Source organism: Xanthomonas sp. SS (genome assembly GCF_014236835.1).
Lineage (GTDB): Bacteria > Pseudomonadota > Gammaproteobacteria > Xanthomonadales > Xanthomonadaceae > Xanthomonas_A.
This window is the reverse complement of the sequence record NZ_CP051190.1, coordinates 1716111-1729380: the sequence shown is the minus strand read 5'-3', so window position 1 is coordinate 1729380 and position 13270 is coordinate 1716111. Positions and strand designations below refer to the sequence as shown.

The 13270-nt window shown below is 67.3% G+C and carries 3 protein-coding genes (1 of these 3 running past the window's edge); all 3 read right to left on the bottom strand.

Translation table 11 applies throughout. From position 1 onward, the window contains the following. Positions 1-8: 8 nt before the first annotated feature. Positions 9-716, bottom strand: a complete 708-nt coding sequence (locus HEP74_RS06960) for an ABC transporter ATP-binding protein (RefSeq protein ID WP_185815791.1) — start codon at positions 714-716, stop codon at positions 9-11. 12 nt (positions 717-728) lie between these two features. Next, positions 729-1976 carry an efflux RND transporter periplasmic adaptor subunit gene (locus HEP74_RS06955; RefSeq protein ID WP_185815790.1) on the bottom strand — a complete coding sequence of 416 codons (1248 nt, stop codon included), beginning with the start codon at positions 1974-1976 and terminating at the stop codon, positions 729-731. A gap of 134 nt (positions 1977-2110) precedes the next feature. After that, positions 2111-13270: the 3' portion of a non-ribosomal peptide synthetase gene (locus HEP74_RS06950; RefSeq protein WP_185815789.1), read on the bottom strand. Its footprint extends 2526 nt past the window's final position; 11160 of the gene's 13686 nt are visible here — the last part of the coding sequence; its start codon lies off the right edge, out of view — the gene reads right to left on this strand; the stop codon is at positions 2111-2113.

Here is a 13270-nt window from a genome sequence, read left to right as displayed (position 1 = left end):
TCGGGTCCTCAGCCTGCGGCCCGCGCCGCCGAATCGGAGAGGATCCGTCCATCCAGAAGATCGACCTGGCGGCTCGCCCGCGCAGCGTATTCCGGATTGTGGGTGACCAGGCAGATCGTGGATCCTTCCGCGTGCAGGCCTTCCAGAAGTCCTGTCACCGTTTCGGCGTTCTTCGAGTCGAGGTTGCCTGTCGGCTCGTCGGCCAGGATCAGCAGCGGGCTGGCCACCACCGCCCGCGCGACGGCCACGCGTTGCTGCTGACCCCCGGAAAGCTGCGAGGGGAAGTGTTTCGCCCGATGCGACATGTCGACCCGGTGCAACGCGCGTTCCACCATCGTCGCGACCTCATGGGCGCCGAGGTCGCGGCGATAGGACAGCGGCAATGCGACATTTTCCGAGACGGTCATGTCGCTGATCAGATTGAACGACTGGAACACGAATCCGATTTCGCGGTTGCGGATGCGCGCGCGTTCGTCGCGACCGATGGTGGATACGTCATGCTCACCGAGCAGGTAGCGTCCGGCGGTCGGCGCGTCGAGCAGCCCCAGCAGCGACAGCAGCGTGGACTTGCCGCAACCGGACGGCCCGGAGAACGCCACATATTCCCCGCGCCTGACGGTAAGGTCGATGTGGTCCAGGGCGCGCGTCTCCACCTCGTCGGTGAAGAAGGATTTGCGCAAGCCCTGCAGCTGGATGAGCGGTTCGCTGTCAGACATGGCTGATTCCGCCTACTTGACCGAGATCTTGTCGTGGCTGCTCCAAGCCGACGAGTCGGACACGATGACCTGATCGCCCGGCTGCAGCCCGCCCAGCACTTCGATATAGCGCGTCGATGCGCGTCCGAACTGCACCGAGCGGCGCGAGGCCTCGCTGCCATCGAGTCGGTATAGCTCGACCTTCCCCTGGCTCTTGGCGAAAGGCGGGCGTTCGACGAATAGCGCGTTGCGCTTCTTCTCGATGTCGATGATGCCTTCCACGCTCAGGTCGGGACGGGCCTCCGGCGGCATCTTGCCGGTCAGCACGACTTCGACCTTGACCACACCGTTGGTCGCCGACGGCGCGATGCGCGCCACCCGGCCGGGAATCTTGCTGGTGCGGGTATCGACCACCACCGTTTGCTGGAGCGCGACGTCGTTGATCTGGAAGTCCTGCACGTCGAGCAGGGCGACCAGGTCATCCTGGCGGGCGATCTGGCCGGCCTGGGTGCCTGCGGTCACCCGCTGCCCGAGCTGCAGCGACATCTGCTGCACCACGCCGTCGATGCCGGCACGGATGGTCAGGTCGTCGATTTGCTGCTGAATGAGGTCCTTGGATTTCTCCAGCTTCGAGACGACCGAGACATTGGCCTCGGTCGTCGCCGCCAGGCTTTCCTGCATGCGCTTCACCCGTTCGGTCTGCGCTTCGATCTTGTGGAAGTTCTGCTCCATCACGATCCTGGATTGCTCGGCGGTGATGCGGGACACGATCTTCTGTTCGACCAGCTTCTTCTCGGCGTCGTACTTGACCTTGACGCTGAGATAGTCGAGTTCCGCGTTCTTCGCCTCCGAGCGCAGGTCGGCCAGCTGCGAGCGCAACATCGATTCGGCCGCGCGGTTCTGCTTTATCTGGGCATCGATTTCCCATTGCGCCTGCAGCAGCTGCTCGTTCAGGCGCGGATTGCTCAGGATGGCAACGACATCGCCTTTCTTGACCGCCGCGCCGGCCTCGACGTTGATGCGTTCGACCAGGCCGTCCACATTCACGGCCAACAGGTGGATGTCCTTGGGCACCAGCACGCCGATGCCGCGGACCTGGACCGAGAAGTCGCCGCGCTGCACCGTGCCGATCACGACGTCATCCTTGTCCACCGAGTACGCAGCGCTGCCGAACCCGGTTCGGGTGAGAACGACCACCACCACCAGCGCGGCGGCGACGCCCCACACCCACCGCTTGCGGAACCATTGCTTGGTGCCGCTAGACTTTCTTGCAATATCCATGCTTGTGGTTCACCTGGTGATTGGCTGCCTGGATCGGCGACGCGTGTGGAAGTGAGGGATGTCCCCGCCGGTGTCCCCGACCGGCGGCGCTTGCACGACGCGCAAGGCGAAACGGAAAAGGCGCTTGTTCGAGCTCATACCGGCAGCTCGTGCTGGATGCGTCGGTCCGCCTGCCGGGCTGCGATCAGGTCCGCCAGACCTGGCGCGTGATCGGCCGACAACAACGACAGATGCCCGCCCTCGGCAACGTGCATCTCGACCTGCGCAGCCGCATATGCGCCATAGTGCTCGGCCAGTTCGCCAGACGGCAGGCGCGCGATCGCACCCTCGCGCGCCAGAATCGAAACCACCGGTCCGCCGAAACGCCCGCTCGGGCCGTAGTGGCGGTGGATCGCCAACTGCGCCCGGAACACGTCCAGCAACCCGCGCGGCACGGCTACCTGCGGAGCCACGGCGACGCCTTGCTGTTGCAAGCGTTGCAAGAAGAAGGCATGCAATCGCTGCTCGTCGTCGAATCCCTGCATAGGCTGAACGTCCTCCGCATTGGCTCCAAGCATGCGTGCCAGGTAGCCGCCCAGCGAATGTTCGGCGCATTGGGCCTCGCGCAGGTAGACACCGCTATCGATCAGCGTCAGTTGCACCTGGTGACCGCGCATCTCGAGCAGGCGCGCCATCTCGAAGGCGACGGCGCCTCCATAGGAATGGCCAGCCAGCAGGTACGGTCCCTGCGGCTGGCAGGCAAGCAAGGCCCGCAGGTTCAGCGCGACCGTCTCCTCCATGGAACGACTTGGCGGCATCGCCCCGTCCGTGCCGCAAGGTTCGAAGACCCGCAGCGCGAGCCGTCCCTGCAATGCCTTGGCCAACGGTCGGTACGCAACCGCGGTGAGGCCGGCGGCGGGGACGCAGTAAAGCAAGGGGACGCCAGGCGTGGCATCCAGCTGCACCAACGGGTCCCAGTCGCTGTCACCGCGAACCAAGACATCGTCCACATGCCGGGCCAGATCGACAAGAAGCGGATGGCGGAACAGGTCGCGGATGTGCAGCCTGACCTGGAACTGTTCCGACAGCATCGCCATCAGTCTGATCGCGAGGACCGAATGCCCTCCCAGTTCGAAGAAATCGTCAAAGCGGCTGACGCACGGCAGGTTCATCAAGTCCGTCCATAGTTTCGAGATCGCACGCTCGGTGTCGGTGACCGGTTCCGCGTAGTCACGCAGTGTGACGTCGGCACGATCCGGTACCGGCAAGGCGCGCCGATCGAGCTTTCCATTTCCCGTCAGCGGCAACGCGGCGAGCGCCACGAATGCCTTCGGTACCATATAGTCTGGCAGCTCTTCGATCAACGTCTGGCGCAGCAGCGATATGTCGACCGTAGCGCCGGCTTCGGCCACGACGTAGGCGACCAAGCGTTTTTCTCCGGGCCCATCCTCGCGCGCCAACACCGTCACCTCGCGGACTTCCGGCATACGCGCCAGGCGTGCTTCGATCTCTCCCAGTTCGATGCGGAATCCGCGGATCTTTACCTGGAAATCGTTGCGGCCCAGGTAGTCGATCTCCCCTGCCGCGGTCCATCTGGCGAGGTCGCCGCTGCGGTATAGCCGCCCGTGCGTTCCGGACGCATCGAATGGGTTGCGGACGAACCGCTGCGCGTTCAACTCCTCGCGATTCAGGTAGCCGCGCGCGACACCGCTGCCGCCCACGTATATTTCACCGGCGACGCCGATCGGGGTCGGCTGCATCCGTGGATCGAGGATGTAGACATGCATGCCCGGAATCGGCCGCCCTATCACGCTGCCCCCCCGGCCGAAGATGTCCTCCAGGCGCAGGTCGCGAAGCGTGACGTGCACCGTGGTTTCGGTGATCCCATACATGTTGACCAGCCTGGTTCGGCCGATGTCGTTGCGTTCGGCCCAGGGACCGAGCGTCTTCGGATCCAGCGCTTCGCCGCCAAAGATCACCGTACGCAGGAAATGCGTTTGCCCGCTGCAGGCCTGGGCCACGCTCAGTTGGCGGAATGCGCTCGGCGTCTGGTTCAACATCGTGACGCGTTCGCGGCACAGCAAGGCGTAGAAATCGTCCGGGGACTTGGCGCACTCGTCCGACACCACGACCAGGCGCCCGCCATAGGCCAGCGCCCCCCAGATTTCCCAGACCGAGAAATCGAACGCGAAGGAATGGAACAGGCTCCAGGTCTCGTCTGCACCGAACCGGAAATGGTCCTCGGTCGCAGCGAGCAGGCGCGAGACCTGGCGGTGCTCCACCTGGACGCCCTTGGGGGTGCCGGTGGAACCGGAGGTATAGATCACGTACGCCAGGTGCCCTGCATCGAGCCCGGGCACGTTCGGGTTGTCCTCGGCATGGCGCGCGAGTCCGGCTTCGTCGTGCAGATCCAGCCTGGCCACCATGGTTGGCGGTAACGAATGGCCGGGCCCCTGGGCGGCGACCAGCGCCACCGGCATGCTGTCCAGGATCAGCCAGTGCAGTCGCTCCTGCGGATACGCCGGATCCAGCGGCACGTATGCCCCGCCCGCCTTCAGAATGCCGAGCAGGCCGGCCAGCAGGTGCGGACCGCGCGGCGCGCACAGCGCGACGCGGTCGTCCGGCTTGATGCCCATGGCGATCAAGCCATGCGCGACACGATTCGCGCGCCGGTTGAGTTCGCCGTAGCTCCACCGGGAATCGCCAAACGTCACTGCCACGGCGTCCGGCTGCTCGGCGGCGCGTGCCTCGAACAGGCGGTGCAACGGCAGGTCTGCCGGACAGCCGTGCGGGATGTCGCCAAGCCTGGGCAGCAGCGCCGCGCGCGCCTCGTCGTCGAGCAGCGGCAGCGCATTCACCGAGGTTCCCGGCGCGTCGAGCAAATGTGCCACCAGTACCTGGAACGCGTCGGCCATGCGCTCGATCGTGTCCCGCTCGAACAGACCGGTCGCGTACACCCAGCGGATGTGGATGCCAGCGTCCGTCTCGGTCATGTGCAACTCGAGGTCGTAGCGACATTGCTGCGCATCGCTGCGTAGCGGGCTCAGGTCCAGGCCGGGCAGAACGAACTGGCTTTCCTCGTGGTTGTGCAAGGTGAAGCTGATCTGATACAGCGGCGAATGGCTGAGAGAGCGCTCCGGACGCAGGGTCTCCACCAGCATCTCGAACGGCACATCCTGGTGCGCGTATGCGTCCAGGATCGTCGTCCGGGCGCGTCGCACCACGTCGAGGAAGCCGGGATCGCCGGAGAGGTCGGTGCGCAATACCAGGCTATTGATGAAGAAGCCGATCAGCGGTTCCAGTGCCCTCTGCGTGCGTCCGGCGACCGGGGTGCCGATCACGATGTCGGTCTCCCCGCTCCAGCGCCCGATCAATACCGCCAGCGCCGACTGCAGCACCATGAACAGGCTCGCCTGGTTGTCGAGTGCGAGTTGCTTCAAGCGTTTCAGCGACGATGCATCCAGGCGCCGGGCGACATGGTCGCCGTCGAACTGCTGCAGCGGGGGCCGCGGCTTGTCCAGCGGTAGCGCGTGCACCGGCGGCAGGCCGGCCAACGCGGCGTGCCAATAGTCGAGTTGCGTCCGCAGTGCGCCGCTGTGCTCCAGCACACCGCGCTGCCAACTGGCGTAGTCGCCGTACTGGACCCTCAGCGGCGCCAAGGCGACCGGCTCGCCGCAACGGAATCCCGCGTACAACGCGGCGAATTCCCTGCCAAGAACGTTCATCGACCAGCCGTCGGAGGCGATGTGGTGCGTGGACAGCAGCAGCGCATGGCCGGCATCGTCGAGGCGGACCAAGGTGCAGCGCAGCATCGGGTCTGCGGTCAGGTCGAACCCACGCGCGGCCTCCGCGCGCACGATCCGGTCCAACGCCGCCTCGCGCGCCTCATCCGCCAGAGGGGAAAGGTCGTGGTAGCCGATGGCCTGCGGCGAAGGCGGATGCACGATCTGCACCGATTCGCCATCCTGGATGGCGAAGGTGGTGCGCAGGACCTCATGGCGCGCGATGATCGCGTCGATGGCCTGTTGCACGGCGTGGTCGTCGAGCGTTCCGGTCAGGCGCACGCCGAAACGCATGTTGTACTGCGCGCTGCCACCGCCCAGCCGGTCGATGAACCAAAGCCGTTGCTGCGAGAACGACAGCGGCAATGGACGGTCGCGCACCGTTGCGACGATGGTTGGCGGTGCATCGCGGTTCGCGACGGCATCGACGTGGCGGGCGAAGCCGGCGATGGTGGGGTGTTCGAACACGGCGCGGATCGGGATATCGCGGCCGAATTCCTCGGCGACGTGGCTGATCACTTGGGTCGCCAGCAGCGAATGGCCGCCTATCTCGAAGAAATTGCTTTCCGCACTGATCCGCTCCTGCTTGAGGACCCGTTGCCAGATCGACGCCACGCGTTGCGCGGTGTCGCCGTCGGGTGCGATGAACTCTTGCTTTGCGGCGTAATCGGGCTGCGGCAGGGCCGCCTTGTCCACCTTGCCGTTGCGGTTCAGCGGCAGCGCCTCCATGACCATGACAGCCACCGGCACCAGGTAGTCCGGAACCCGAGCGCGCATGTGCTCGCGCAATTCGCGCCCGGCATGCGCCCAGGCGTCGCCCGCCGGCACGACGTAGGCGACCAGGCGCGCATCGCCGGTTTCGTCGCGCACGATCGCGACCGCCTCGCGCACCCGTGGGTGCGCGAGCAGATGCTGTGCGACTTCGCCCAGCTCGACGCGGAAGCCGCGGATCTTGACCTGGTCGTCGGCACGGCCGAGGAACTGCAACTCGCCGCCCGGCAGCCAGCGCACGAGATCGCCTGTGCGGTATAAGCGGCCGCTGCCTTCCGGATGTGGCATGAAACGTTCGGCCGTCAAGGCAGGGCGTCCGAGATAGCCCAGCGCCAGGCCGGCGCCGCCCAAGTGGAGCTCGCCGGGCACCCCCAGCGGCTGCGGCTGGCCGCATGCATTGAACACGTGCGCCTCGACGTTGGGCAGCGCACGGCCGAGGGTAACCGGGGACTGGGGTACGATCTCCGCATGCGTGGCGGCCACCGCCGCTTCCGATGGGCCATAGGAATTGACCACGCGGCAGCGCTCGGCCCAGCGCCAGGCGAGACCTTCGTCGCAGGCTTCGCCGGCGACGATCAACAGCTGCAATGCGTAGTCGCGCTCGAGCGGCATCTGCGCCAGCAACGCCGGCGGAATGGCCGCGTGGGTGATGCGCTCTCGTACCAGCAAGGCCGACAGGCGCTGCACCGAATGGCGGTCGTCCTCGCTGCAGATGTGCAGGCTGCCGCCATGGGCCAATGCCAGCAACCATTCGAATACGCCGCCATCGAAGCTGATCGAGCCGAATGCCAGCACCCGGCTGGCGGGCCCGACCGCCAGTGCCTGGCGCTGGTACAGCGCAAGATTGACCAGTCCGCGATGGGTGTTGAGCACGCCCTTCGGCACGCCGGTCGAGCCGGAGGTGAAGACCGCGTAGGCCGCATGCGCGGGATCGACTCCGGTATCGGTCGGATCGGTCTGCGGATACCCCGCCATCAGCGGCGTGCGCAACTCGGCATCCAGCAACAGCAAGGTGCGTTCGGCCAGGAGCGCCAACGCCTCCAGCACGCTGGCATGGGCCAGGACATGCTCCACCTCGCCGTCCACGAGCATCGCTTCCACCCGCTCCTGCGGGTAGGCCGGGTCCACAGGCAGATAAGCCGCGCCCGACTTGAGGATGCCGAGCACGCCCACGAGCATGTCGAGCGAGCGCTCGACGCACAGGCCGACTCGCTGCCCTGGCCCCACGCCCTCGCCGCGCAGCCAGTGCGCGACACGGTTGGCTTGGGCGTTGAGCGCGCTGTAGCTGATGCACTCGCCTTCGAAGGTCGCGGCGATCGCCTGCGGATCGGCCGCCACCTGTTGTTCGAACAGGACATGCGCGCAGACGTCGGGCAATTCCTGCAACTGCGGAACCGCCCACTGCGCGATCGCCAGGCGGTCGCTTTCCGGCAGCAGCGGCAGCGCCATCGCCGGCTGGTCCGGCGCCTCGGCCATCGCAGCGAGCACGGCGAGATAGCTTTCGGCCATGCGCTCGATGGTGGCGGCGTCGAACAGGCTGGTTGCGTATAGCCAGCGGAACTGCAAGCCGTATTCGTCCTCGGTCACGGCCACGTGCAGATCGAGATCGATGCTGTGAGTGTCGTTGGACAACGCGGTGATCGCCAGCCCGGGCAGGCTGAGCGTGCCGCGCTCGTGGTTCTGCAGCGCCAGTACCACCTGGAACAGCGGCGCATGGCTGAGGTGGCGTTCCGGCCGCAGGGTTTCCACCAGCATCTCGAACGAGGCGCTCTGGTGCGCGAACGCATCGAGCACGGTCCGGCGCGCGCGCGCGAGCAGCGTATGCACGTCGGGGTTGCCCGATAGATCGAACCGCAACGCCAGGCTGTTGATGAAGAATCCGATCAACGGTTCAAGCTCCCGCCGCGTGCGGCCGGCCACCGGCGAGCCGATCACCACGTCCGTCTCGCCGCTCCAGCGGCCGAGCAGCAGGGCCAATCCCGCCTGCAGCGCCATGAACAAGGTGGCGTCATGGTCAAGGGCGAGGCGGCGCAGTCGTTCAAGCTCCGGGCGCTGCATCCGGCGCACCACCTTTCCGGCGCGATAGTCCTGGCGCGCCGGGCGTGTCCTATCGAGCGGCAAGGCATGCACCTGCGGCAGCTGCGCCAGTTGCCCCTTCCAATAGTCCAGGTCCCCGGCGATGGCCCGCGCCTGTTCCGGCGAACGCTGCCACGCGGCATAGTCCGCGTATTGCACATCCAGCGGCGTCAAGCTCGCCGCCTCGCCGCGGGCCTGGGCGGCATAGACCGCGACGAATTCGCGGACCAGCAAGCCCTTCGACCAGCCATCGGAGGCGATATGGTGCACGGTGAACAGCAGCGCATGTTCCTGCGGCGCGAGCGCGATCAAGGTGCAGCGCAGCACCGATCCACTGCCAAGGTCGAAGGGCATGCGCGCGTCGTCGCGGCTCAAACGCTGCAGTTCCTCGGCGCGATGCGCATCGTCGAGCCGCGACAGATCGATGGCCGTGATCGAGACCGGCGCAGGCGGATGCACGATCTGGACCGCGTCACCGTCGCGTTCGGCATAGGTCGTCCGCAACACCTCGTGGCGCGCGACCAGCGCGTCGAGCGCACTCTGCAGCGCCGCGGTATCCAGCTCGCCGACGATCCGCAGCGATGTCGGCAGGTTGTATTGGGTGCCGCCTTCGAAGCGACTGACGAACCATAGCCGTTGTTGCGCCAGCGACAACGGAATCCCGCCTGAGCGCGATGCGCGCGGGATCGGTGCCTGCGCCGCCTCGGTCTGTGCGTCGATGCGCTGCGCGATGTCGGCGAGCACCGGCGCCTCGAACACCATCCGTACCGACACGGCTTTGCCGGTCCGCGCGGACAAGGCGCTGGCCATGCGCGTCGCCAACAGCGAATGCCCGCCGATCTCGAAGAAGTTGTCCCCGCTCCCGACCCGCGCGAGCTTGAGCAACTCGCACCACACCTGCGCGACGGTGGACTCGGTCGGCGTGCGGGCGGGCGCATAAGCGCCCGCTGCCGGCTCCGGCGCCGGCAGCGAGCGGCGGTCGACCTTGCCGTTGGCCGTCAACGGCAGGCGCTCCATCACCACGTAGGCGCTCGGCTGCATGTACTCGGGCAGCCATGCGCGCAATTCGGCTCGGACCGCGGCCGCCACGTCTTCGCCGGCCGTCTGCGCCACCAGATAGGCGACCAGCCTTCCCTCCTCGCCGCCGCCATGCACCGTCACCACCGCGTCCTTGACCCGCGTACTGCGCAACAGGCTGGCCTCGATTTCGCCCAACTCGATACGGTAGCCACGCACCTTGACCTGATGGTCCAGACGGCCCAGGCATTCGATGGCGCCGTCGGCGAGCACGCGTCCGAGGTCGCCGGTGCGGTAGAGGCGCTCGCCGAACGCCATACCGAAGTCGTGGCGAACGAACTTGTCGGCGGTGAGTGTCGCGCGCCCGGGATAGCCCACCGCGAGGTTGGCGCCAGCCACGCAGATCTCGCCGGGCATGCCCGGCGGCACCGGGCGCAAGTGCTCGTCCAGGACCAACAACGCGCTGTTGGCGATCGGCTTGCCGATGGGAATGCTGCCGCGCGGTTCGTCGTCGCCCACGACGTGGAAGCTGACGTCCGACATCGTCTCCGTCGATCCGTACAGGTTGCACAGCACGACCCCCGGCAGCATCGACCGTATGCGCCTGGCGATGCCCGGGCGAAGCGGCTCGCCGCTGACGAACCAGTAGCGCAGTCCCGACAGCAGCGTCGCCGCCTCAGGCAGCTCGGTCAGCGCACGCGCCAACGACGGCGCGGTGACGATCCGCGTCACCCTGTGCTCCGCGAGCAGGTGCGCGAACGCGGCCAGGTCGGACACTGTCTGCGCGTCGACGATCAGCAGCGGGCGCCCGGCGGCCAGCGGGACCGCGAGCTCCCACACCGCGCGCACGAAGGCCGTGCTGGTGATCAGGCAGCAGACTTCGTCTTCTGCGAACGGGAACGCTTCGAGCATCCACGCCACGCGGTTGCGCAACGCCCCATGGGTACCGAGCACGCTCTTGGGCTGGCCGGTGGAACCGGAGGTGAACAACAGGTGCGCGCCATCGCCGGCCTGCAGGCGCGGAAGTTCTGTCGCAGACTCGGACGCCGGGCTGCTGCGCGCCCCGAGCGCGATCACCGGGACGATGCCGTCGGCACGTTCGCGCAAGCGCGGCTGGACCAGCACCGCGCGGGCCTCGGCGTCGCGCAGCATGTAGTCGATTCGTGCCTGGGGCAGATCCGCCGCCAGCGGCAGGTAGACCATGCCGGCATTGAGGCAGGACATTACCGCCACCGCATAGTCGATACCGCGGTCGGCAAGGATGCCGACCGTTGCGCCCGCGGCAATACCCAGCCCCTGCAGTTCCGACGCCAAGGATCGCGCTCGGGCATCGAGCGTGGCGTAGTCGATCCGGTCATGTCCGTGCATCAATGCCGTCGCGTCCGGCATGGCCTGGGCATGCGCGTGAACGCGCTCGTGCAGCAGCGCCGCGTCATAGTCGCGCGGCGTCGGCGCGGCCTGTGCGACGGTGGCGCGCCGGCCGGCTTCCGAGAGCAGTGCGTAGTCGAGGATGCGCGATTGCGGCGCGGCGATCGCCTGGCGCAGCAGTTCGCAGAAGCCGGCGTCGAGGCGTTGCACGGTGGCGGCCTCGAACAGCGAGGAGCGATACGACCACTTCAGCAACAGGCGGTCATCGCAGTGGCGCACGTACAGGGTCATGTCCGCCTTGGACAGCGATTCAGGCGCCTCCGAGCCGACCGCGCTCGCCGCCATTCCCTCCACGGCCGATGGATCGTCCTGCACCGACTCGAACACGTTGAGCAGGATCTGGACCAACGGGTTGTAGCTCAGGCTGCGCGCCGGCTTGAGCTCGTCGACCAGGGTCTCGAACGGGATCTCCTGGTGCGCATAGGCCTCCAGCGAATCGCGGCGGCAGTGTTCGAGCAATGCATCGAACGGCGGATTGCCATCGAGCTCGGTCCGCAGCACCAGCGTGTTCACGAAAAGGCCGATCAATCCTTCCAGGTCCCGGTGCACGCGGCCCGCCACCGGGGTGCCGAGCACGATGTCCTGTTCGCGGCTGGCGCGCCCGATCAGCATGGAGAAGATGGCGCGCATCAACACGAACAGGGTGATGCCGCGCTGCGCGCAGAAGGCGCGCAGCGCTGCGGTATCGCCGGCATCGAGGAACTGCAGATGCACCTTGCCGGAGAAGTCCTGCTGCGCAGGGCGCGGCCGGTCCAGCGGCAGGCTGTGCAGCCAGGGAATTCCGGCCAGGCGCTGCCGCCAATAGTCCAGATCTGCGCGCATGCCCCCGCCCTGCAGCCGGTGGCGCTGCCAGAGCGCGTAATCCGCATATTGCACGGGCAGCGGCGCCAGCGCCGGGGCGCGTCCGTCGCGGAACGCGCCATAGAGTTCCACCAGTTCGCGAGCGAGCACGCCGTTGGACCAGCCATCGGACGCGATGTGGTGCACGGTGAGCAGCACCACCGTTTCGTTCTCGCGCAGACGCAGCAGCGCGCAGCGCAGCACGGGGTCGGTCGCCAGATCGAACGGCCGCACGGCCTCCTCGCGCCTCAACGCCTGCACGCGGGCCTCGCGTGCGACATCCTCCAACTCGCGCAGATCATGCACCGTCAGTGGCGAGGCCGACGCGGCAAGGATCTGCTGGACGGGTCCGTCTTCGTGCTCAATGTAGACGGTCCGCAGGATCTCGTGGCGCTCGACCAACGCATCGAGGGCGCGCTGGAACAGCGCCGGCTCGAAGGCGCCGCTCAGGCGCAGCGCGCTCGGCATGTTGAACTGTGCGCTGCCGCCCTCCAGGCGATCGACGAACCACAGGCGTTGCTGTGCGAACGACAGCGGCAGCGGCACGCCGCGCTTGACCACTGAAATACTCTGCCCGGGCGTGTGCGCTTGCGCGTCCAGGTGCGCAGCCAGCTCCTGCAACGTGCTGTGCTCGAAGACGGCGCGCACCGGCAGGGGCTTGCCGAACTCGCGCGCAATCTCGCCGACCAGGCGCGTGGCCAGCAGCGAGTGGCCGCCCATCGCGAAGAAGTTGGCTCCGCGGTCAATGCGTTCGCGCTTCAGGATGCGCTGCCACAGCGCGGCCATGCGTCGCTCGGTGTCGGTGGTCGGCGCTTCGCTTACGGCCGTGCCATCGTCCTCCGCCGGCACCGGCAATGCCCTGCGGTCGACTTTCCCGTTGACCGTCAACGGCAGTGCGTCCAGCGCCACGATCGCTGTCGGCAGCATGTAGGCCGGCAGCGCGTGCGCAAGCGCCGCACGCAGCCCGGCGATGCCTTCGGCGGCGAACGTCGGCTCGACGTAGCCGACGATGCGAGCGGTCTCGCCCTCGCCGATCAGCCGTACAGCCGCGCGGCGCACGCCCGGCGCGCCGGCCAGATGATGCTCGATCTCGCCGAGTTCGATACGGAAGCCGCGCAGCTTGACCTGGTCGTCGGCACGGCCGAGAAATTCCAACTGCCCGTCTGCGCGCCAACGCACACGATCGCCGCTGCGGTAGACCCGTTCGGCGGCGGCGAACGGATCCTCCAGGAAGCGCTCGGCGGTCAGGCCCGGCTGCCCGAGATAGCCGCGGGCCACGCCCGCGCCGCCGATGTACAGCTCTCCTGGAACGCCAAGCGGCACCGGTTGCAGCGCGGCATCCAGCACGTAGAGCACGGTGTTGTCCATCGGGCGGCCGATGGGAACCGTCCTCGCCAGGGC